Below are 23,666 nucleotides of genomic sequence, written 5' to 3'. Positions count from 1 at the left end.
CCGAGGTCGGTCTTGACCAGTGTCTGGGTGAACGACCAGTGGACGAACCCGCGTTTGCGGTCCACGGTCACGCCTTGCAAGTGCCGTATACGTAGGCCGGCAGCACGGGCTGTCGGCCGGCCCGGTCACCCTTGGTGGCGTTATGGGGACACGGATTCCGGCGACGAGAGCGGTTCGGAACGTCCGGAGCTTGACGCGCACGCGGTTTCCTTTCCACGAGATCGTGGGTCGTGCTCCACCGGGGTGTTCCGCGACGTCTGAGGGGCGGGCGGGAGGCGACCGGTGGCGGCCGGGCCGGGAGGACTTCGTGTGCCGGTCAGGGCCAGGTCCGCAGCACCTCCGGGTTCGCGCAGTGGGCCGGGGCGCGGCTGGCCAGAAACCGGGCGACCTCATCGGCCACGAGGGCGGACGCGTTGTGAGCGGTCTGCTTGCTGGCGCCGGCCAGATGCGGGGTCATGACGATGTTGGGGGTACGGCGCAGCCGGGAGCCGGCCGGGAGCGGCTCCTCGGGGAAGACGTCGAAGGCCGCGCCGAAGAGCCGGCCCTCGTCCAGGGCGTCGCAGACGGCGTCGTAGTCGAGCAGGGAGCCGCGGGCGCAGTTGACGAGTACACCGCCGGGAGGCATGAGCCCGATCAGCTCGCGGGAGAGCAGCCCTTCGGTCTTCGGGGTGGCGCGGGCGTGCACGGTGACGAAGGAGGAGCGGCGCATCAGTTCGGGGAGGTCCACCCGGTCCGCCGGGGCCAGGTCGGCCTCGCCGGTGTACGGGTCGGCGACCAGGACACGAGCGCCGAATCCGCGGACGATGCGGGCGACGCGGGAGCCGATGGCGCCGTATCCCACGATGCCGACCGTGCTGCCCTCCAGTTCGGGGCCGACGCTGTCGTAGCGGTAGTAGTCGCCCCGCCAGATGCCCGCGGTGAGGTCCTGGTGGGTGGTGGGGACGCGGCGGGTGGCCGCCAGCATCAGGGCGACCGTGTGCTCGGCGGTGGCGGTGGCGTTGCGACCGGGGGCGAAGGTCACCGCGACACCGTGCCGGGTGGCTGCCGCGAGATTGGCGTTGACCGGGCCGCCGCGGCCGACGCAGAACAGGCGGAGATCGGGGCTCGCATCGAGGATCCGTTCCGTCAGCGGTGCCATTTGGGTGACGCAGATGTTCACACCGTCGAGGGCCTCGATGAGCTGGTCCTCGGTGCCGGAGGCCTCCTGGACCTCGGCCACCGCGCCGAAGGGCTCGACGGGCCAGGGCAGGGTGAGCTCGCGGAAGGTGGCCTCGGGTGCGACCGGCCGAAGGCGGTCGGTGAACAGGGAGTTGTGGACGAAGTGGTCGCCGGCCGCGAGAATGGTGATCACTTCGGTACTCCTCGGGTCACGTGCTGGTTCAGCGTCAGCAGCGAGGGTGTGCCGTCGCGGAGGATCAGTTCGTTCAACGCGCAGTTGGCCAGGTAGGGGAAGATACGGCGGTAGTCCCGCAGCGGCACACCGAGCAGTCGGCAGAGGGTGAGCCGGATCGCGGTGGAGTGGGCCACGACGAGAACGCGTCCCTCCTGGTGATCGGCCCGCAGGCCGTCAAGGAAGTCGGCACAGCGTTCGCCGACGGCGGCGGGGTCCTCTCCCTCCGGGAAGTGGCTGCCGACCGGGTCGGCCTCGAATGCCTTGAGTGCGCCGGGCAGGCGCTCACGCATCTCGGCGCGGGTCATCCCCTCGGCGATACCGAAATCGAGTTCGCGCAACCGTGGTTCGATCATCAGTGGCAGACCGGCACGGGCCGCGCTCTCTTCCGCGGTCCGCCGGCAGCGTCGCATCGGGGAGGACCACACCGCCGTGAGATCAGCCCGCCCTGCCCAGGCGGCGAGCCGGGCAGCTTGGGCGCGGCCGTGCTCGGAGATATCGATGTCGGTGACTCCGGCGTAGCGGTTCTCGTCATGCCAGACGCTCTCCCCGTGCCGGACGAGGATGACATGGAGGCTCATCGTGCGGTCCTTTCTCGTGCGTGGGCCGCGACGGCCCCGGGCAGCCAGCCACGCCGGACCAGCAGACCGAGCAGCCGGGCGTAGCCCTCGTCATGGGCGGATCGATGTGAGGCCCGCGGCTCCAGGACCAGGCCGGGTCGCACCATCGCGGTGGCGGCGCTGTCCAGCCCGCGCTCGGCGGGGCCGTGCTCCCCGCAGGCTGAGGCGGCGAGTACGGCCATGCCGAGCGCGGGCTGGGCATGGCGGGGCAGGGCCACGGGCCGGCACAGCACGTCGGCGCGGAGCTGGTTCCACACCGGGTTGCGGGTTGCGCCGCCAGTGAGGACGACGGCCCCGCCGGTGGGCGCGCCGAGCAGGTCCAGGTAGTCGAAGCAGAGCCGTTCGATGTACGCGACGCCCTGCATCAGCGCGGCGAAGTCCTCGGCGCGGCCCGCCGGTTCCCGGCTACGGAACGCTACGGCCTCCGGGGCGACGAAGGGGAACCGCTCCCCGGGCGAGACCAGCGGATAGCGCAGCAGCCCGGTGGGCAGCAGGGGCGCCGCCTCTTCGGTCAGCCGGTCCAGGCCCGCGTCGGCGAATTCTCTGGCGACCAGGCCGGCACCGGTACTGGAGGCACCGCCGGGCAGCCAGTGGCCGCAGGGTGAGCGGTGGGAGTAGACGACACCGTTCGGGTCGTGCAGCAGGTCCTCGGTGACTCCTTTGAGTACGAGGGTGGTGCCCAGGACCGAGTTCCAGCTGCCGACCGCGGTCGCTCCGGAGCCAAGTTGCGCCGCACAGCCGTCGGTCATTCCGGCGACCACGGGGATGCCCGGGACCAGCCCGCTCTCCGCCGCGGCACCGGAGCAGACCTCGCCGATGACGGTGCCGGGCATCACCAGGCCGGGCAGCACAGTGACCGGGATGTCCAGCGCGGCGAAGACCTGTTCGGGCCAGGTCAGCGTCACGGCGTCGGCCCCGGATTTGAGGGCGTTGCTGGTGTCCGTGGGTACCTCGTGCCCGACGAGCCTGCGGTTGATCACATCGTTCTGGTGGGCAAGGCGCCAGCCGTCCGTCACCGCGTGCGGGTACCGGTCGAGCAGCCAGCGGAGCTTGGGCAGCCCCCAGGAACGCTGCATCCGCCGGTAGCCGGCCTTGGCCCACTGCTGTTCGCCCAGCGCGTTGACCTGCTCCGCCTCCACCCCGGCCCGGCCGTCGTCGTACATGAGGCCGGGGGTGACGCACCGGCCGTGCCGGTCGGTCAGGGTGACGGTGCCGGACGTGGCGTCGACGGCCACGGCCCGGATACGACGCGGGTCGGCGCCGCCGGCGAAGGTCTGCCCGACGGCCGAGCAGACCGCACGCCACCACTGTTCCGGGTCCTGTTCATGGCGTCCGTCCCGCCGGTTACTGGTCAGCGACGACGATCCCGAGCCGAGCAGCCGGCCGTCCGAGGCCACGGCAACCGCGCGGACGCCCTGCGTGCCCAGGTCGATACCCAGCCATCCGTCCGTCTCGGCGCCGGTCATGCGCCGGCTCCGCCGCCGAGGCCCGCGCCGCCGCTGCCCAGTGCCCAGATCGGCCGGTGCAGCTCCCGCAGCCGGAGGAACTCCGCATAACGGTCTTTCACGGCACGGCCCTTGACCGGGTCGGGCTCGCAGGTCGCGGAGATCCGAACGTACCGTGCCGCCGCGGTGGCGAAGTCCGGCTCGCGGCCGGTCGCGATCATGCCGGTCAGCCAGGCGCCACGGGCCCCGGTTTCCGTGTCGGCGGGGATCACCACCGGCAGGCCGACGACATCCGCGATCAGCCGCGTCCAGTACGCGCTCCGGGCACCGCCGCCGCTGAGGGTCAACAGCTCCGGGGCGGCCGTGGAGGCGGCGAGGCAGTCGCGGATGGCCATGGTGACGCCCTCCACCACCGCGCGGGCGACATCCTCCCGGCCGCTGTCCAGGGACAGACCCGACAGGGAACCACGGGCTCCCGGGTCGAAGAACGGGGCGCGTTCCCCGGCCGAGGAGACGTAGGGCAGGAACCGCACTCCGGCCGTGTTCTCGGCGCCGCGCTCGGCCAGGGCCATCAGGTCGGTGACCGAGGCGAGCCCGAGAAGCCGTGCGACCCAGTGCAGCATGTCGCCGCCGCTCATGGTGGGAAAGGCGCGCAGATAGTGCCCGGGGACTCCCAGGGTGACGGTGATGCCCACCGGCTCGTCGGTGAGCACACAGTCGGCGGAGTCGGTGACGATCTCGGTGGACAGCGTGGTACCGAGCACGGTGCAGGCCCGGCCGGTGCTGACCGCGCCGGAGCCGATGGCGGTGGCGCAGATGTCGTAGGGCGCCAGCACCACCGGGATGCCCGCGGGCAGCCCCGTCTCGGCGGTGGCGGTGGTGCTGAGCGCGGTCACTCGGTGGTCGTCGTCCCGGAGCGGGGGAAGCAGGTCACGAGCCCACTCCACGCCGTACAGCTCGAACAGCCGCTCGGACCACGTGCGGTGCTCGATGTCCAGGAAGGGAGCCGATGCCTCCGACTCGTCCACGGCCACCTCTCCCGTCAGCTTCAGGAAGAGCCAGCCGCCGCAGGTCAGCAGGTGGCGGGAGTGGCGCGTCCGGTCCGGGTCGTGCTCCCGCATCCAGGCGAGTACGGCGTTGGGCATGCCGGTGGACAGCCGGGAGCCGCAGATTCTGAAGGCCTGCTCCATGGTGCCGTCGCGCTCCCACCCGGTGACCAGGCCGGCGGCCCGGCCGTCGTTCCACAGCACGGCAGGCCCGGTGGGGCGGCCCCGGTCGTCGACGAGCCACGCCCCGTCGCCCTGCCCGGTGACGGCGACCAGCTCGGGCGGCTCGGGCAGCGCGGCCACGACCTCGCGGGTCGCGGAAGCGACCGCGTCCCAGAAGTGGTCCATGTCTTGCTCCGCCCAGCCCGGTCGGGGCCGTAGTACCCGGGTCGGACGATGACAGATCGTCAACTCCTCACCCTGCGAGCCGTATCCGACCACCTTGACGGTGGTGGTGCCGGCATCGATGGCCAGCGACGTCATGCCCTCAGCCCCTTCCGTGTGCCTGCCGCGAGCGGCGGGCGGCGGAGTCCAGGGCGACGGCGACCAGCAGCACGCAGCCCGTGATGATGAAGCGGTACGACGAATCGAGATTGAGCAGCGTCAGCCCGCTGGAGATCGACTGGATGACGAGAACGCCGAGCAGGGCGGCGAAGGCGGAACCCCGGCCGCCGAAGAGGCTGGTCCCGCCGATCACCGCGGCGGCGATGGCGTTGAGGTTCACGTCCGCGGTGCCGGTGCTCTGATTGGCCGCCGCGAGACGGGCGGCGGCCAGGACCCCGCCGGTCGCGGCGAGTGTGGAACACATGACGAACGCGGCGGTGTACACGGCGCGTACGTCGATGCCGGCCCTGCGGGCCGCCTCCGCGTTGCCGCCCGCCGCGTACAAGGACCGGCCGAACTTGGTCCGGGTGAGGACGTAGTGCAGGGCCAGGACCAGGGCGACGAAAAGCATGAACATCCACGGCACACCGCGGGTGCGGTTCAAGTAGTACACCGCGAACAGCAGTGCCGCCGCCAGGGCGAATGACTGCACCGCCAGCCATTGCGGCGAAACGGACGACAACCCGGCACGGCGGCGACTGCGGGTACGGGCCAGGCTGACGGCGAGGAACCCCCCGGCCGTCAGGAGCATGAAGGCGTAGGACAGCGCCTCGGGGACGAACCACACCTGGGCGAACTTCACCAGGCCGGAGTCGTACGGCAGGTTGATGGCGTTCTGCCCGCGCAGGAGCCAGAGCTGGGTGCCGAGGAAAGCGAGCAGGCCGCCCAAGGTGGCGACGAAGCTCGGTACACCGAAGCGGTTGAGCACCTGCCCGTACACCCAGCCGATCAGCGCGCCGACACCGGCCGCAACCAGGATCGCCAGCCACACCGCCTGCTCGTGACGGACCATCACCACACCCGTCAGCGCGGCGGCGACACCGCTCACGGAGCCCACCGACAGGTCGATCTGGCCGACCAGCAGGACGCACACGACGCCGAGCGCGATCACCCCCAGGGACACCATGTCGAAGGCCAGGTTCACCAGGTTGGTGCTGGACAGGAAGGTCCGGTTCAGCGACTGGAAGATCGTCCAGATCACCACGACACCGGCGACGACCGGCAGCATGCCCAGGTCGCCGTCCCGGGCCCGGGAGATCGTGCTGCGGACGCTGTCGCGGAAACCGTGCCGTGCCGCCGGAGGCGCGTCGTGCCGGTCGGCGGCCGCCGCCACCGGAGAACCGAGAGAGGTCACGGCTGTTGCTCCTCTGCCCGGGAAATGGCCGCGCGGCGCGCGGCGCGCTGCGAAACGGCGTTGTCGGCGGCGCCGGTGATCGCGGCGACGACTTCTTCGGAGGAGACCTCCCGGGCGTCGAACACACCGTTGTTGCGCCCGAGCCGGAGCACGGCCACCCGGTCCGCGACCGCCCGGACGTCCTCCATGTTGTGGCTGATCATGACGACGCCGAGCCCGTTGCCCTTGAGCCGCTCGATGAGGTCGAGTACCTCGGCGGTCTGCGCGACACCGAGGGCTGCCGTCGGTTCGTCGAGCAGGATGACCTCCGGCCGGCCGAGCAGGGCCCGGGCGATCGCCACCGTCTGCCGCTGGCCGCCCGAGAGAGCGGCCACCGGGACGTCGAGCGTGGGGACCCTGGCTCGCAGCTCACGCAGCAGTTCCCAGGACCGCTTCTCCATGGCGACGTCGTCCAGCATCCAGGGCCGGAGCTCCTGGCCCAGGAAGAGGTTCGACTTGACGTCGAGGTTCTCGCAGAGCGCCAGGTCCTGGTGGACCGTCGCGATACCCAGCGCGTGCGCGGCGCGCGGAGAATCGAAGGAGACCTCCCGGCCGTGGAAGAAGACCGCCCCCGCGTCGGGGGCGTACACCCCCGAGAGGACCTTCACGAGGGTGGACTTCCCGGCGCCGTTGTCCCCGACCACGGCCACCACCTCACCGGCCGCGACATCGAGGTCGATCCCGCTGAGCGCGGCGACCGCGCCGAACTGTTTACTCACATGCCTCAGCGCCAGCACGCCGGTTGCAGTGCCCGCTCCCGAAGGCGTACCGGGGGCAGTGCCGGGGATCGCGGAGCTTGTCACGGGCACCCTCTCTCGCTCCGGCACGGGGTTCACCCGATGCCCAGGCGCCGGCAGTCGTCGGCGTACACGCGGGTGCAGACGTCCTTCGCCTTGAGCACCCCGTCGGGTCCGAAGACGACCTCCTTGAGGTTCTCCCGCGTCACCACCGTCGGTACGAACAGTTGCGCAGGCGTGTCGAAGAGCGTCGAGTCCGCGTTGGGCGTTTCGCCCTCCATCAGCTGATGGGCGGCCTCCGCCGCCGCCTCCGCGACCGTCTTGATGGGCTTGGAGATGGTGTTGTACTGGTCGCCCGAGACGACGCGCTGCACCGCCGCCAGCTCGGCGTCGTTGCCGGTGACCGGAGGGACTTTCACCCCGGCGCTCTTGAAGGCCGCGATCGTCCCGCCCCCGGTGCCGTCGTTGGCGGCCACCACCCCCGCGATCCGGCCGCGGTACTGGGCGATCTGCCCGCTCACCCACTGCTGTGCCTTCTCCGGTGACCAGTCCGGGGTGTCGTATTCGGCGAGCAGATCGAACCCGCTGTCGTCGATCGCCTTGTGGATGCCTTTCTTGATCAGCCCGGCAGCGGCGTCGGTCGGAGAACCGTTGACCTGGAGCAGTCCGCCCTTCGCTCCCGTCGTCTCGAGATGGCCGACCAGCGACCGGCCGATGGACTCGCCGATTGCCTCGTTGTCGAAGGAGACATAGAAGTCCGCAGGCTTCTCGGACACCGGGCGGTCGTAGGCGATCACCTTGACGCCCTGGGAATGCGCCATCTGCACAACGGTGGACGCCGAGTCGGAGTCGACCGGGTCCAGCACGATCACCTTGGCGCCCTGCGCCATCGCGGAGTTGGCCTGCTGCTGTTGCAACGACGCGTCGCTGTCGGCGTTCTGGTAGATGACCTCGCACTCCTGGCAGAGCGTCCCCATGTGCTTCTTGAAGAGTGGGGCGTCGTACCGCTCGTACCGGGTGGAGGCGAGGTCAGGCATCAGGAACGCGACCTTGCCCATGCCGCGCCCGCCGCCGGAACCGGTCGCGGCTGGTTCCTCCGCGCACGACACGAGCGCGCCTATGGCGAGGATGCCGGTGAGAGCAAGACGTGTCGGTCTTCTCATGTTCCACTCCTTGCTCATGGACGCTGAAGGCAACGCTCAGGAAACTCAGATGTTTCATTTGTGTCAACGGGCCGCAGTAATTGAACAATTGCTGTGCCGCTTCTTTGGACTTCGATGTTCGCTCGGCGTACGGGATCCGGGTCGCAGGATGCGGAGGCCGGTCGACGGCCAACGCTCCGAAGCGCGGCGACAGCGTCCGCAGGTGCACAGTCGGCCTCTCCGGAAGGAACGGCGAAAGAGGTGACGGGGGGCAGGTCCGAGGGTGTTCACTTCACAGAAAATGAACAGGAGCTTTTATGGCAGCAGGGGACCGGCAGCCGGCCGACACGAGTAGCGGGAAACCCCGCGAACGGAGGGAGCGGATCAAAGGCCGCGTCGTGGACAGGGGGTTCGTCCGGATCGAGCAGCTGGCCGACGAGCTGGGCGTGACCGCGATGACCATCCGACGGGACCTCGACTACCTGCAGGATCGCGGTTGGCTGAGAAAGGTCCGCGGAGGCGCGACCGCCCAGCCTTCGACCGCCTTCCACGGCGACGTCCGCCACCGTGCCCGCGCCATGACTGCGGCGAAGGAGGCCATCGCCCGCGCTGCCCTGCCTCTGGTCAAGCCCGGGCAGGCGGTTGTCATCGACGACAGTACGACGGCTCTGGCACTCACCCGTCTCCTGGAGCGGCACGCACCGTTGACCGTCATCACCAACTTCGTCCCCGTCACCCAGATGCTGGCCGACAGCCCGGGCATCGAGCTCATCTGCCTGGGCGGTACGTACTACCCCGCCTACGACGCGTACCTGGGCCTGCGCACCGTGGATGCCGTGACCAGTCTCAGCGCCGACACGCTCTTCGCGTCCACGACCGCCATCACCCGTGGCCACTGCTACCACCAGTCGCAGGAGACGGTGGCGGTGAAGCGGGCCCTGATGGATGCCTGTGCGCGCAAGATCCTTCTGGTCGACCACACGAAGTTCCGCCGCCGCGGCCTCTATCAGCTGGCCCCTGTGACCGCCTTCGACCTCGTCATCGTCGACTCCGGCATTCCGGCCTTCGACCTCGACGCACTCCAGGCCGACGGGGTCGAGATCCTTGTGGCCCGCCCGGAACTGCCCCGGTCCTGAGAACCGTCCCGTCATCCCTGGCGGGCGCGCGACGACAGTTACGGCTCCGTGCCGCGTTGTCGGAACGGCCGCGTACAACCAGTACGCGCACGTCCCTCCGCCGTGCGACGCACAGCATCTGCCGCCCACGCCCGATCCACCAGGAATGACGGGGCAGCCCTTGGTACTCCAGCCGAAATTCTTCATCCTTGCTGGTCAACTGCTTGGATGCGGGAGCGTGGTGGGCCGGGTGCACCACTCCGGTGGTGTCGGGGACGCGTACAAGGAGGGGAGGGGGAGAGCCGCGGCGCTTTGGCCTTCTCGCGGACCGGCGGTGGAGCGGAGGTCCACCACGATGGCGGCGAACGCCAGCGGCCCGGCCGACAGTGGGATCCGGCACCCATCTCCTCCGCCGCGAACGCTTGCGGGACCAAAGGCCGACGCCCGCGCGGGCATGGCAAAGTACCAATTTCCCACTTATGACATACAATCATAACCCGTTGCTGGACAGGGCGTTGATGTCTGCCCGCCACCCGTACGTGAGGACCCGTCACCGAAGAAGTGTGGCGCGGGTCACTGTTGACCATCCAATCGGCGGGCATTTAATATCGGCGGAAATGAGCCACCGTAGGGGAAGTCGAAAAACGGACACTTCCTCAGCTGGTCTCCTCCCCGTGCCTCTGACACACATTTTACGACTTCTGGTAAGGAATGGCGATATCCAGCAAGCTCGCGCGAGGCGCCGCTGTACCCGTGAGGATATCTGCCCGAGAGTCGCAGTGGGTCTCCGTGTTGTTCGCAAAACGGCTCCGCAAGGGAATCGGCCACGTCAGAACGCCGATCGCCCCCGCTGCAGTCCCGCCGGAGTCCCTCTGTCGTGCGCATTATATTCTGTGTACACATGCCGGACATGGGGCTGAATCGCTCTAAAAGCGCCATGCCGGGGCGTACTTGCGCGCGATGCCAGAACCATTGGTTCCTCCGGAAATGCAGTATTCGTTTTCACCGCGTTTTTTCTAGTGAGGGGTAACCCGTGCCTTCCCCCCGAATCACAGTCACCCATCACTCCGACAGAGAGACGTCTCCCGCGCCCCTGTCACTGGCGCAGGAGCGGCTGTGGGTCGCGGCGCGCATGGACGGAGACGCCAGCGCCGCCTACAACGAGCCGATGCCCTTCGACATCCGGGGGTCGCTGGACCGTGACCTGCTCATCCAGGCTCTGCACCTGCTCGCGGCTCGGCACGAGGCCCTGCGCACCCGGCTGGTGCCCTCCGGCGGCTCGGCTCTCCAGGTCGTCGATGCTCCGGAGACCGGGTTTCCGGTGACCTTCGAGGATCTGACGGGTCTGCCGGACGCGGCCGAGCGGTTCGCGCGGATACGGCAGGAGGTGGAAGGCGCCCCGTTCAGCCTGGGCGAGGAACCCATGGTGCGCGGCTGCCTGGTGACGCTCGAACCGGACCACCACGTGCTGCTCCTGACCGCTCACCACATCGTCTTCGACGGCTCGTCGCGCACCCTGCTGCTGCGAGAGCTGGGCCTGTTGTACAGCGCGCTCCAGCAGGGGCGGGAGGCGTCACTGCCGGAACTGACATGGCAGTACAGCGACTACACCCGCTGGCAGTGGGACTGGATGTCGGGTGAAGAGCCCGCCGCGCACGCCGACTACTGGGCCGCCGCACTGGCCGGAGCCCCGGCCGTACTCTCCCTGCCCACCGACCGGCCGCGCCCGCCCGAGCAGGTCTTCCACGGCGACCGGGTGTCCGTGACCGTGGACGAGGACCTGACACAGGCCCTGCGCGACCTCGCCGCAGACAACGGTGTCTCCCTGTACGCGACCGTCCTGACCGGCTGGACGGTGTTGCTGTCCCTGCTCTCCGGACAGGACGACATCGTTGTCGGCGCCCCTACGTCCAACCGTCGTCGCGGAGACGTCGAGGGCTTGATCGGCCTCTTCGTCAACACTCTCGCCCTTCGCGCGGACCTGTCCGGCTCCCCCAGCGTCAACGACGCCCTGAAGCAGGTGAACCAGCGGATCCGCGACGCCCTCAAACACGTCGACCTGCCCTTCGAGCGGGTCGTGGAACTGATCAACCCTCCGCGAAGCCCTGCCTACACCGCACTGTTCCAGACCATGTTCGCCTGGGTCCCCTCCATGCGGAGGGAACTCGCACTCCCTTTCACAAAGGTCGAGTTGCGGGAAGACGCCGCTCATGTTCCCGCGAAGTTCGACGTGGCCCTGGCCCTTGCCGACGAGGGCCGACACCTCACCGGGGAGATCGACTACGCGATTGCGCTCTTCGACCGGACGACCGTCGAACGGTACGTACGCCAGTTCCTCCGCGTGCTGCGTCTGATGACCGAACGCCCCGAAGCCGAGATCGCCGACCTGACGTTGCTGGACGAGGACGAGCAGCGGGAACTCCTCGCCACCTTCAGCGCGGGGCCCGTCGCGGCCGTACCGAGCGTGCCGGCACCGGCGGGCCTGCTGGAGCGGTTCGCGGCGCAGGTGCGCGAACGTCCGCAGCAGCCCGCGGTGGTGGCCGGGGACGGGGAAGTGGACTACGCGACGCTGGACCGCCGTGCCAACCGGCTCGCCGGCGCGCTGATCGCCCGCGGTGCCGGGCCCGACCGAGTGGTGGGCCTGCACGCCGGACGCACGGCCGAACTCGTCGTCGGCGTGCTCGGCATCCTCAAGGCCGGGGCCGCCTACCTGCCCCTCGACCCCGGACAGCCCTCGGAGAGGCTCACTGCCATGGTGAGCGACGCCGCACCGGTACTCGTGCTGACCGACCGGACGGACGCCGCGGGCGACGACCGGCAACTGTGGGAGAACCTGGCGAAGGTGGAGGCCGAGGGAACGCACGACGAAACGCCGGCCATCGACGCGGACCCCACCCGGCTCGCCTACGTCATCTACACCTCGGGATCGACCGGCCGCCCCAAAGGTGTGGCGGTGACGCACGGCAGCGTCGTCAATCTCTTCGAGCACTGGCGTGAACTCATGGGAGACGCCCCGGGTGAGGCGTCATCCGCCTGGTCGAGTATCGGCTTCGACGCGTCGGTACACGAGCTCCTCGTACCGTTGACCACCGGAGCGGTGCTCCACATGGTCCCCGACGAGCTCCGGGGCGACCCCGAAGCACTGATGGGCTGGCTGCGCGAACACAACGTGACCCAGGCGTTCCTGCCTCCGTCCTACGTCCTGTGGATCGACGAGGATCCGGCCACGCGACTGGCCGGGCTGAGCCTGCGCCACCTCCTCACCGGAGTGGAGTCGCTGCCCGAGAGCGCCCTGTACCGCATGCGCGAGCTGCTGCCCGGCCTGCGTATCTGCTTCGGCTACGGCCCGACCGAGGCGACGCTCTACTCCACCGCCTACACCGACCCGCAGCCGTACGAGCGGTCGTGCCCCATCGGGCGGCCACTGCGCGGCACCCGCCTCTACCTGCTCGACGACCGCATGCGCCCGGTACCGGTGGGGGCCCCCGGCGAGGTCTACATCGGCGGAGCGAGCCTGGCCCGCGGATATCTGAACCGGTCCGACCTCACCGACGAGCGTTTCGTACCCGACCCGTTCGTGCCCGGCGAACGCGTCTACCGCACCGGCGACCTGGCGCGCTGGCTGCCGGACGGCAACGCCGAGTACGTCGGCCGCCGCGACGACCAGCTCAAGCTGCGGGGCTTCCGCATCGAACCCGGCGAGGCCGAGGCAGCGCTGCTGGCGGTGCCTGGCGTCCGGGAGGCCGTGGTGCTGGCCGACCACGACATCCCGGACGGCCCCCACCTGGTCGCCGGCGTGGGATGTGACGCCGAAGCCACGCGGACGGCTTACGAGTGGCGCGCAGCCCTCAAGGACCGCCTGCCGGACTACATGATCCCCGTCGTGGTGGCAGAGTTCCCGCGGCTGCCGCTCAACCGCAACGGCAAGGTGGACCGGACAGCAGTGCTGCGAGCCGTGGCAGGGGCCCGCTCCGGGCGGGTCAACATGGCGGCTCCCCGCGACCGCATCGAGATGGCGCTGTACCGGATCTGGCGGCGGGTGCTGCTGCACCCGGACGTGGGAATCGGCGACAACTTCTTCGAGCTCGGCGGCACGTCGATCTCGGCGATCAAGATGACGTCCGCCGTCCAGGAGCAACTCGGCGTGACGCTGCCGGTCCGGGACGTGATGCTGCACCCCACCATCGAGGCGCTCGCCGAGCGGCTGCGCAGCAACGGCGCCGAGGCCTCGCGGTCTGCGGAGGCCAGCAGTCTGGTGGAATTCCGCGTCGGCGGCGGCCGGCAGCGCTTGGTGTGCGTACATCCCGCCGGCGGCACCGCGTTCTGCTATCTGCCGCTGTCCACGGCGCTGCCCGACGACGTCGGCGTGGTGGGACTGCAGGCGCCCGGCATCAACCCCGGCGAGCCCACCCTGCCCGGTGTCGAGGCGATGGCCCAGGAGTATCTGCGGCTCGTCGGCCCCCGCCCGGACGAGGCGCTGGTGCTGTGCGGGCTTTCCTACGGCGGTCTGATCGCGTACGAGATGGGCCGCCACCTGGTGGCGGCCGGACATGCGAGGGTGAGCGTGGTTTTGCTCGACACCCATGGCACGGAGGACGTGGAGCAGCGCGCCGCGATCGTGCCGATCGGCATGGAAGAGTTCCGGGAGAAGCTGGTGCGCTTCAACGGCATGTACCCGGGCATCGACGACGACCAGGTGGCCCGATACCTGACCGTCTACAACCACCACCGCGAGACGGCGCGCGACTACGCCGTGCCTGAATCGCCGGCTCGTGTCGTGCTGTTGCAGGCGACGGCAGTGGAGGACGAGGACGGCGACGCCACGGCCACCCGCCTGCGGGCGTTCTGGCGGCGCCGCGTCAGCGGTGAGTTCGTCGTCGAGCCGGTGGCCTGCGGCCACTGGGACATGTTGGAGAGCGACGAACTGCCACGCGTTGCAGGCGTCCTCACCGCGGAACTGAACCGGCTGGCCACGGGTCCGGGCGGGACCGAGCCGGAGCGCACGACACTTTCTGGTACGTCGGAGGCATGATGGAACCGCGTGTCGAACCTTCCCCTGGCGGCGTGGCCGAGGGCCTGAGTGCACCGGTCGGGCTCGCCCTCGAGATACACCGCCAGGCCCTGCGCTCACCGCAGGCGGATGCGGTGGCCGACGGCGACGTACGGCTGGACTACGCGGCGTTGAACGCCGCCGCCGCCGCCGTGGCCGAGGCTCTGGGCCGCCGGGGCGTGACTGCCGGGCAGGCCGTAGCGGTGGCGCTGCCGCGCTCGTGGCGGCTGGTCTGCGTGATGCTGGGCATTCTGCGGCTGGGTGCTCAGGTGGTGCCGCTGGACACACAGAGCCCTGCCGAACGCCGCCTCTTCATCCTGCAGGATTCCGCAGCGGCCGCCCTGGTGTACGCCGCCCCCGAGAGTATTACCGAGCTTCCGCCGGGCATGAAGGCGCTCGCCCTGGACAGTCTGCTGCCCGGACTCCCGGATGTCGCGGCCACCGTGCAGACGCCGCCCGTCCCCGGCGGGGTGTCCTTCCTGTTCTACACCTCCGGGACGACCGGACGGCCCAAGGGTGTAGAGGTCCGCGACGCCGGAGTCATGCGGCTGGCACGGCCCGGCTACATCCGTGTCGAGCCCGGTCTGCGCTATTCCTGTCTGGCGAATCCGGCGTTCGACGCGCTGAGCTTCGAGGTGTGGACGCCTCTCTTGACCGGTGGCTGCTGTGTGGTCCTGCGCGACGGGGACGTGCAGACCCCCGAGCGGCTCGCCACGGCATTGCGGCGCGAGCGGGTGGACACCGTCTTCATCACGACCGCACTGTTCAACATGATGGTCACGGCCGTGCCGGACTGCTTCGCCACGGCCGGCGAGGTTCTGGTGGGCGGTGAGCAGCTCACCCCACAGGTGATGCGCCGCTGGTACCGGGACAACGCCGACAGCAGCACCCGCCTGTTCAACGTCTACGGGCCCACGGAGTCCACCACCTTCGCCCTGTTCCATCCGATCCCGAGGGACTTCGACGGTGACGTGGTGCCGATCGGCCGGCCCCTGCCGCAGACCGGCGCCATCCTGGTCGTGCCGGGCCAGGAGAGGGTCGCCGCACCCGGTGAGGTCGCCGAACTCCTGCTGAGCGGCGCAGGGCTTGCGGTGGGGTACCGCAACCTTCCAGAGGAGACCGAGCGGCGTTTCGTACGGCTCACATGGCTCGACGGCGGCGAGGAGCGGTACTACCGCACCGGTGACCTCGTACGAGCCGACGACGAGGGCGGGGTGGAATACGTCGGTCGAACCGACCGTCAGGTCAAGGTCCGCGGCTTCCGGATCGAGTGCGGTGAGGTGGAACGGCTCGTTCTCGCCCACCCGGCGGTCCGGCGGGCCTATGTGTGCACTCGCCGCGCGGGCCACGAGGGGCCGAACGAACTGCTGTCGTTCGTCGTCCTGCAACGGGAGCTGTCCTACGAAGAGTTCGACAGTCACCTCGCTGCCCTCCTGCCCGTCTACATGCGCCCGCACCAGATTCATCTCGTGGAGGAGCTGCCGCTCAACGCCAACGGCAAGGTCGACCAGGCCGCGCTGCTCGAGCGGGCTGACCGGCCCTGGCGGCCAGCCGCCTCCGACGGACCGGCCGCGACGGGTGCGGAGCGCGAGGTCCTGGAGCTGGCCGAGGAGATCCTGGGTGTCACCGGCCTGGGGCTCGGCGACCGGTGGATCGCCAGCGGCGGCGATTCATTGAAGGCCCTGCGGTTCCGCTTCGCCATCCGGCAGCGGTGGGGCCACGACCTGACACAGGCGACCGTCCTGCGCAGCGACCTGGCCGCAATCGCCCAGGCCGTCACCACGGCTGGCCCTGACGAGGAAAGCGTCTATCCGGCACCGGTGGTCGCAGGCGCCCACTCGGCACCCGCGACGAGCGAGCAGCAGCGGCTGTGGCTGCTCCAGCGCAGTGCACCAAAATCCGGCGCATACTCCGTCAACCAGGCCTTCCGCGTGGACGGGCCCGTCGACGCCGCTGCCCTCCGGCGGGCCCTGCGTACCCTGGTGACACGCCACGCGGCACTGCGGACAGGTTTCACCCTCGGGCCGCAGGGACTCCGCCAGACAGCCGGCGAACCATACGACCCCTGGCACGAGCCGGGCACACAGCAGGCATGGGACGAGGACGAAGCGCGCGCCTTCGCCGACGCCTTCTTCGCCAAGCCCTTCGACCTCGCCGACCCCCGCATGCTCCGAGCCTGCTGGCTGCCCCGCGACGGAGGCGGAACGCTTCTGCTGCACCTGCACCACATCGCCGTCGACGGCTGGTCACTGAGCATCCTGCTGCAGGACCTGTCCACCGCCTACGCCGACACCACCGGCGCCGGCGCCGGCGCCGAAACCGGCCGGAACAGGGCACCAGCTCCGACCCCACTGGACTTCGCCGCCTGGCAGAGCGACTGGTTCGCGACTCCGGCCTACCAGGCACAGCGCGACGAACTCCTGGCGTACTACCGGGGCCTGGAGGAGCCCCAGGAACCGCTGCCCGCCCAGGACGCGGATCCGGCACCGCGGGCGCGGCTGCTGCACATGTCACTCGACGTCGTACGCCGGGCCAAGGTGAACCAGCTTTGCGCCGAGCTCGGGCTGACCCGCTTCCAGGTGCTGCTGAGCGTGTTCTCCTGGAGTCTGTACGGCGTGACCGGGGTGGTCCGCCCGCGCATCGCCGCCCCGGTCGCCAACCGCCCGGTGCGTGAGTTCGCGGACAGCGTGGGCATGATGGCAAACACCGTGCTGCTGCCCGTGACGGTCGCGCCCGGTGAGGACTTGCGCTCGCACCTCGCCCGCACAGCGACCGGCACCGGGCAGGTGCTCCGACACCAGGACGTGGCGCTCGCGGACGTACTGACCGGCTGGGAGGCCGTCGGCGACGGCACTCCGTTCGATCTCCTGTTCGTCCTGGAGAACACCGACTTCGGGGGGCTGCGGCTGCCCGGCTGCGTCCAGCGCCCCCTCTGGTGGGCCGCGCCGGAGGCCAAGTGCCCGATGACGGTCTCCGTTCTCGAGCATCCCGACGGACTCGACCTGCTGTGGGAGTACGCCGAGGACCGATTCACCGGCGAGGCCGTCGAGGCGATGGCCGAGCTGTTCCGGCGGGGCGTGGACGCGCTCGCGTCCGGAGGCCGCTCCACCGCGCGGGAGCTGGTCGCGCCGTACCGGCGGTCCCTGCCGGAGCACGGGCGCGGGCCCGTCCCGGAACCGGGATTCACCACCATCGCCCAGGGCTTCGCACGGCAGGTCGCCCGCACACCGGACACCCCCGCGGTGATCACGGCCGACGGGAGCACCCTGAGCTACGCGGCACTCGACGCCCGCGCCGTGGCCCTCGCCGCGGAACTGGCCGACCGCTACCCGATCCCGGCCGACGGCAGTCCCTGCCGGGCGGCCCTGTACCTGGACCCGTCCGCCGAGCACGTGGTGGCCCTGCTGGCGCTGGCGCTGCTGAACGTCACCGCCGTCCCTCTCGACCCCTCCTACCCGGTCGACGTGCTGCGCGGCGTACTGGAGCGGGTCGACCCGCTGTGCGTCCTGGTCACGCCCGGAGGCGCGCCGACGCTGGACACGCTGCTCCCCGACGGCGTGGTGCGCCACCCCGTCGTCCTGACGGACCCGGCGCCGCAGGAGAGCGTCGGCGCGAGCGCACCGTACGAAGGGCGCCCGCACGACGGCACCCGACCGCTGTACACACTGTTCACCTCTGGCTCCACCGGCGTCCCCAAAGGCGTCCAGATCTCCGACCGCACGCTCTGTGACCTGATCCAGTGGCAGTCCGGCCCCGGCGGCCTGACCTCCCCGGCGGCCACCCAGCAGTTCTCGATGCTGGCGTTCGACGTGTCCTTCCAGGAGATCTTCGGGACGCTGTGCACCGGCGGCAGCCTCCAGCTCATACGCCCCGAGTGGCGCCAGGACGCCCCCGCGTTGCTGGAGCGACTGGAGTCTGCGGGGACTGAGCGGATCTTCATGCCCTATGTGGCCCTGCAACTGCTCGCCGAATACGCGGTCAGCCTGGGCAGGTTCCCCTCCCGGCTGCGCGAGGTGGTCACCGCGGGGGAGCAGCTCGTGTGCACCGACACCATCCGTCGCTGGTTCGCCGGGCTCCCCGGCGCCCGACTGTTCAACCACTACGGGCCGACCGAGACGCATGTGGTCAGCGCTCTGTGCCTGGACGGCGACCCGGCTCAGTGGCCCGAGCTGCCCGCCATCGGACACCCGGTGGCCGGCGCCGACCTGCGTGTGGTGGACGCCCAGGGCGACCCGGTGCCGTCCCGGTGCACCGGCGAGCTGCTGATCGGCGGCACCATGACCACCCGCTGCTACCTCGACGAACCCGCTCTCGACGACACCCGCTTCGTCGAGGTGCCCGGTGAGGGTCTGTTCTACCGCAGCGGCGACCGGGCGTGGTTCGACCGCGAGGGCCTGCTGCACTACGCGGGCCGCGACGACCAGCAGATCAAAATGAGCGGACACCGGCTGGAACTCGGCGCCGTCGAAGCGGCCCTGCTCCGCCATCCCGCGGTGGCCAACGCCGTCGTCGCGCGTGAGGACGACCGGCTGACGGCCTGTCTGGAGGTCCGTGGCGAAGCCCCGTCCGCCGACGACCTGACCGCACATCTCTCCGCTCTGCTGCCCTCCTACGTTCGCGTGGACCGCTTCCGCAGACTGAAGACGCTGCCGCGCACCCCCAGCGGCAAGCTGGACCGGCAGGCGGCGCTTCGGGCACCGAGCGGGGAGATAGGCCGTTCGCCTGTCGCCCGCACCGGGCTGTCGACCGCGGAGAAGCGGCTCACCGCCGCCTTCGAAGAAGTCACCGGGGCGACGATCGAACCGGACCAGACCTTCTTCGAGGCGGGTGCCTCCAGCCTCACGCTCATGCGTTTCCACCTGCGCTGCACCACGGCACTCGGTCTGCGCTTCAGCGTCGCGGACCTGTTCGAGCACGTCACTGTCCGCTCCCTGGCCCGCCACCTAGCCGCCGGCGACCTCCCCGGGACCGGGACACCTGCCGCACCGGCCAGGAGAAACAGCGGGGCCCCGGAGCCGGACGAACCGATCGCGGTCGTCGGCATGGCGGTGCGGGTGCCCGGTGCCCCGGACCTGGCGGCCTTCTGGGACCTGGTGGTCTCCGGCGGCACCGGTATCCGGCGAGTCGACGCCCCGGAGGGCGTCATCGGCGCGCACAGCACCCTCGACGGAATGCTCGACTTCGACCCGGGCCACTTCGGCATCAGCCCGCAAGAAGCGCGCCTGATGGACCCCCAGCAGCGTCACCTGCTGATGGCCTGCGTGCAAGCACTGGCACACGCCGGAGTCGCGGACACCTCGGCCGCGCGCGTCGGCCTGGTGGCCGGCGCCGGGGAGAGCACCTACTTCCAGTCCGTGCTGCGGGAAGCCGACCCCGGCCGGCTGCCCGACGGCTTCCAGCTCGCCCTGCACCACGAAAAGGACTTCCTGGCCACCAAGGTGGCTTACCACCTCGGGCTGACCGGGCCCGTCTTCAGCGCCCAGACCGCGTGCTCGAGTTCCCTGGTCGCCGTGCACCTCGCGGCCGGCATGCTCCGGCAGGGCGAGGCCGAGACGATGCTCGCCGCAGGGGTCCTCGTCGACCCGGGGCTGACCGGCGGCTACCGCTACCGCCCACAGCACATCTTCTCCGCGGACGGCGACTGCCGCCCTTTCAGCGACGACGCGACCGGGACGGTCGGCGCGAGCGGCGTCGGCGTCGTGGTCCTCAAGCCGCTGCGGCAGGCACGCCGCGACGGCGACACCGTCTACGCGGTAATCACAGGCTCCGCTGTCAACAACGACGGTGCGAAGAAGATGAGTTACACCGCACCCTCCCTGGCCGGGCAGCGCGAGGTGATCCGGACCGCCCTGGCCCGCGCCGGACGCACGGGTGCCGACCTCGGCTACGTGGAGGCGCACGGAACCGGGACCCGGCTGGGCGACCCGATCGAAGTGGGTGCGCTCCGACAGGCATTCGACGTGAGCGAGTCCGGTCGCTGCGCGCTCAGCTCCGTCAAGAGCCAGCTCGGCCACATGGGCGCGGCCGCCGGTGTGGTGGGCCTCGTGCGCGCCGTCCTCGCCGTGCACCACAGCAGCATCCCGCCCCACATCAACTTCCGCGCCTTCAACCCGGAGATCGGCCCCGACCCCACCCCCTTCCACGTCCCGGCCCAGGCCACGCCCTGGCCCGCGGGACGCGAACGGGTGGCCGCCGTGAGCAGCTTCGGGATCGGCGGCACCAATGCCCACGTCATCGTGGAACAGGGCTCCGGGACCGGCACCGCCGCAACCGGCACGGTACCGAAGTGCCTGGTGCTGTCCGCCTCCAGCGCGGACGCCCTCGCCGCCGACGCCGCCCGGATCGCCGAGTACCTTCAACTGCGGCCCGAGCGCTACGAGTCCGTGCTGCGCCATCTGCAGACCGGACGTACGGCCCGTCACCTGCGGATCGCGGCACCCCTCGAGGACGCCGCCGCCGCCGCGCACTGGCTGCGCGCGGTGGCCGGGGGAGAGATCGCGCACGGAACTGCGGACCCGGACACCGCGCCGATCTCCGCCGTCGGCCGCACCGCCCACGACCTCGCCGAGGTGTGGACAGCCGGAAGATCCGTCGACTGGCAGACGGGCTCCGCCCCGGCGCCCTGGGACTTCCCGCCCCCGGCCTTCGCGCTCGGGGAGTACGACTTCGACCGCACGCCCCAGGCTCTGACTGCACAACCCCAGCGACTGCCCCAGGCCGACTGGCTGCACCAGCCGCACTGGGTCCGGCTGCGCCGCGCCACCATCGCGGGTACCACCGCACGAGCCGACCGCGCGTCCGTCGTGGTCGTCGTCGCCTCCCGGAGCACGCCGCAGGCAGCCTTCGTGCCGTTCCAGGCCGTGGCGACACGCGTGGTACGAGTGCACCCGTCCGACGCCTTCGCCCGCAGGGGGCCCGACGTCTTCGACGCCGACCCGGCCGACCCGGCGTCCTTGCGCCTGCTGCTCGACGCACTGTCCGAGGACAGCACCGACGACCTCCTTGCCGACGCGGAGTGGGTGCACGCGCTGCCCCTGGACGTGACGGGGCCGGTCGGTCCCGGCACGCTGGGACATGCCCGCCACGCCTGCCTGGACACCACGGCTGCCCTGGCCCAGGCGCTGCTCGGGCGGACCGGCTCCCCGCGCGTGTGGTGGCTGTCGTACGGCGCCCGGCCCGTGGCCGGGACGGTGGACAGGCCCGAACTGGCCCTCCTCGCCGGCCCGGTCGAGGTCGCTCCCCAGGAGGCTGCCCTGGACGGCCACTGGCTGGACCTCCCCGACGCCGACCTCACCCGCTGGGCCGGACACGTGGCCTCGGCCGTCGCCGAAGCAGGCCGAGCCGGACATCCTGCCGGCCGGGCTCTGCCCCGGCAGCTCGCGCTGCGGCAGGGCTACTGGTGGCGACCGGGCACCACGCCCGTGCAGGCGTCGTCCGACACGCAGCCCCTCGTACCGTCCGGTGACGACACGGTCCACCTGGTGCTGGGCGGCACAGGTGGCATAGGCCGCGCCATCGCCGCGTGGCTGCTGGAGCACACCGGCGGCAGGGTACTGCTGTTGTCGAGGAATCCGCGGCTGCCCGCGGAACTGACCCTTTGGGGCGACCGCGTCGGCCTCGTACCAGCGGATCTGGCGGCCACGCCCGTGCACGAAGTGGTGGCGGCCGTCGCCGAGCACACACCGCGGCTGGACGGCGTGATCCACGCGGCCGGCCTCGGATACGGGGGGTTGCTCGTACGACGCGACACCACGGCGATGCGCGAGGCCGCCGCGGCCCGGGAGACGGGCGCGCTCGTCGTGGAGCACCTGATCGAGACCTTCCATCCGGAGATCGCGGTCTACTGCTCCTCGATGTCCGCCCTGCTCGGCGGCGTCGGTCAGAGCGACTACGCGGCCGGCGCGAGCCTCCTCGACGGCTTCGCCCACCACCGTGCCGGAGAAACGGAGACGACCGTCCGGATCGGCATCGACTGGGACGTCTGGAGCGAGACCGGAATGGCGACCCGGGTCCTCGACACGGACAGCCGCCATCAGGCCCACCTGGAGGTCGGTCTGACGGTCGAGGAAGGCAAAGCCGTCTTCGCCCAAGCCCTGGCTCTGCAACTGCCGCAGCTTCTCGTCTCCACCACCGACATCGATGCCTCCCGCGCGTTCTACGAACCGTCCGCCGGCGGCCGTGCGGAACAACTCGCACCGGGGCCCGGGCCGGCGCACCGTACGGACGGCGAGGCGGGCCTTTCGGACCCGGACAGTGACGCGGACCGAGCAGGCGCCATGGCCCGGGTGGTCCAGGATCTGCTGGGCGTGGACGAACTGGAGCCGGAGGACTCCCTGTACGACCTCGGCGCCGACTCGCTGACCCTGATCACTCTGATCGCCCGGATCGAGGACGACTACGGCGTCGAATTCGACCTGGCCTCTTTCAGCCACCGGGTCAGCCTCGCCGAAATCCTGAAACACATCGAGACAGCCCTCACCTGCGCCGAACCCACCGCCAGCGCGGCAAGGAACACCGCCTCGCAGGTCGCCCTGGACATCTGGCAGGAGGGAACCGGCTCGGCTGTCCTGTGTCTGGTACACCCCGTGGGCGGAGACATCCAGGCCTACCGGCCACTGGTGGCAGCGCTCGGGCCGGCACCGACCGTGTGCCTCATCGCCGATCCGCGACTCCGCGACTCCGCGATGCCCGCGTGGTCACTCGCCGAACGCGCCCGCCACTACGATGCGGAACTTCGTCACCACTTCGGCGGTTTTGACCACCGGCTCCACCTGGCCGGGTGGTCCTTCGGCGCCCGGGTGGCCATGGAGATGGCCGGCCTGGCCGAGTCGACCGGGCGGCCGTTGGAGGCGCTCCACCTGCTGGACCCACCAGTGCCGCGGGCGGACGGGCTGCTCGCCGCCTACGACGAGACTCACCTCGAGCAGGTGTTCGCCGCCGAACTCGGCACCGGCGTCCCGGCTACGTCGGCGGATCACGCGCAGGCGTACGCCGAAAGGCTGGCCCGCTGCTGCCGGGCGAACCTCCGCAGCCTGGGTGAGCACCGGGTGCGGCCGCTCGTGTCCATCCCCACGTTCCTGTGGCTGGCCGAACAACCCACGGCGGGTATGCCCGCGCCCGGCGATCCACAGGAGACGGACCGGCAGTGGAGTGCCTGTCTGCCCCCCTCCGCCGTGCGGCGGTACCTGCCCACCGACCACTACGGCATCGTCGCCACGCCCCATGTGCACACGGTGGCCGAGACCATCACCGCAACGCTGGCGGACCCGGCAGCCGGTATTTGCCGCGAGCAGGACTCGGAGCGCGCCCGGTGAACCGTTGCCGGTTTCTGCCCGTCCGGCCGT

The 23,666-nt window shown here is 70.6% G+C and carries 10 protein-coding genes; 3 read left to right on the top strand and 7 right to left on the bottom strand.

What is annotated here, in order from left to right:
- Nucleotides 1-316: 316 nt before the first annotated feature.
- The 7 genes from ACWD04_RS21350 to ACWD04_RS21320 are packed head-to-tail and all read right to left on the bottom strand — an operon-like array spanning nucleotide 317 to nucleotide 8,178.
- Entirely contained in the window at nucleotides 317-1,351 is a 1,035-nt protein-coding gene (locus ACWD04_RS21350) for a 2-hydroxyacid dehydrogenase (RefSeq protein ID WP_451134141.1), read from the bottom strand.
- Nucleotides 1,348-1,971, bottom strand: a complete 624-nt coding sequence (locus ACWD04_RS21345; protein WP_451134139.1) for a histidine phosphatase family protein — start codon at nucleotides 1,969-1,971, stop codon at nucleotides 1,348-1,350. The genes ACWD04_RS21350 and ACWD04_RS21345 overlap by 4 nt, the downstream gene beginning before the upstream one ends.
- A complete protein-coding gene (locus ACWD04_RS21340; protein WP_451134137.1) occupies nucleotides 1,968-3,476 on the bottom strand; it encodes an FGGY-family carbohydrate kinase in 1,509 nt (502 codons plus the stop codon). The genes ACWD04_RS21345 and ACWD04_RS21340 overlap by 4 nt, the downstream gene beginning before the upstream one ends.
- Nucleotides 3,473-4,984, bottom strand: coding sequence for an FGGY family carbohydrate kinase (locus ACWD04_RS21335; protein WP_451134135.1), 1,512 nt, complete (start codon nucleotides 4,982-4,984; stop codon nucleotides 3,473-3,475). Before ACWD04_RS21335 ends, ACWD04_RS21340 begins: the two co-directional genes overlap by 4 nt.
- 4 nt (nucleotides 4,985-4,988) lie before the next feature.
- Nucleotides 4,989-6,239, bottom strand: a complete 1,251-nt coding sequence (locus ACWD04_RS21330; protein ID WP_451134133.1) for a sugar ABC transporter permease — start codon at nucleotides 6,237-6,239, stop codon at nucleotides 4,989-4,991.
- Nucleotides 6,236-7,087: an ATP-binding cassette domain-containing protein gene (locus ACWD04_RS21325; protein WP_451134131.1), complete on the bottom strand. Its 852-nt coding sequence runs from the start codon at nucleotides 7,085-7,087 to the stop codon at nucleotides 6,236-6,238. Before ACWD04_RS21325 ends, ACWD04_RS21330 begins: the two co-directional genes overlap by 4 nt.
- 23 nt (nucleotides 7,088-7,110) lie before the next feature.
- Nucleotides 7,111-8,178, bottom strand: coding sequence for an ABC transporter substrate-binding protein (locus ACWD04_RS21320; RefSeq protein ID WP_451134129.1), 1,068 nt, complete (start codon nucleotides 8,176-8,178; stop codon nucleotides 7,111-7,113).
- Between the two features lie 377 nt (nucleotides 8,179-8,555).
- Here ACWD04_RS21320 and ACWD04_RS21315 point away from each other — a divergent pair, with 377 nt between their 5' ends.
- The 3 genes from ACWD04_RS21315 (at nucleotide 8,556) to ACWD04_RS21305 (ending at nucleotide 23,636) form a co-directional block, all read left to right on the top strand.
- A complete protein-coding gene (locus tag ACWD04_RS21315) occupies nucleotides 8,556-9,293 on the top strand; it encodes a DeoR/GlpR family DNA-binding transcription regulator (RefSeq protein WP_451134226.1) in 738 nt (245 codons plus the stop codon).
- A gap of 1,012 nt (nucleotides 9,294-10,305) precedes the next feature.
- Complete coding sequence (locus ACWD04_RS21310; RefSeq protein ID WP_451134127.1) at nucleotides 10,306-14,304, top strand: non-ribosomal peptide synthetase; 3,999 nt, start codon at nucleotides 10,306-10,308, stop codon at nucleotides 14,302-14,304.
- Nucleotides 14,301-23,636: an amino acid adenylation domain-containing protein gene (locus ACWD04_RS21305; protein WP_451134125.1), complete on the top strand. Its 9,336-nt coding sequence runs from the start codon at nucleotides 14,301-14,303 to the stop codon at nucleotides 23,634-23,636. The genes ACWD04_RS21310 and ACWD04_RS21305 overlap by 4 nt, the downstream gene beginning before the upstream one ends.
- The last annotated feature ends 30 nt before the right edge of the window (nucleotides 23,637-23,666 follow it).

The organism is Streptomyces sp. NPDC002911, assembly GCF_053591835.1.
The sequence above is the reverse complement of the archived record's forward strand: the minus strand, read 5'-3'. Positions and strand labels throughout refer to the sequence as shown.

Excerpts from the sequence above, each read along its gene's own strand:
- ACWD04_RS21340 (WP_451134137.1), bottom strand. The coding sequence starts at position 3,476 with ATGACCGGCGCCGAGACGGACGGATGGCTGGGTATCGACCTGGGCACG.
- ACWD04_RS21305 (WP_451134125.1), top strand. The coding sequence starts at position 14,301 with ATGATGGAACCGCGTGTCGAACCTTCCCCTGGCGGCGTGGCCGAGGGC.
- ACWD04_RS21320 (WP_451134129.1), bottom strand. The coding sequence starts at position 8,178 with ATGAGAAGACCGACACGTCTTGCTCTCACCGGCATCCTCGCCATAGGC.
- ACWD04_RS21335 (WP_451134135.1), bottom strand. The coding sequence starts at position 4,984 with ATGACGTCGCTGGCCATCGATGCCGGCACCACCACCGTCAAGGTGGTC.
- ACWD04_RS21345 (WP_451134139.1), bottom strand. The coding sequence starts at position 1,971 with ATGAGCCTCCATGTCATCCTCGTCCGGCACGGGGAGAGCGTCTGGCAT.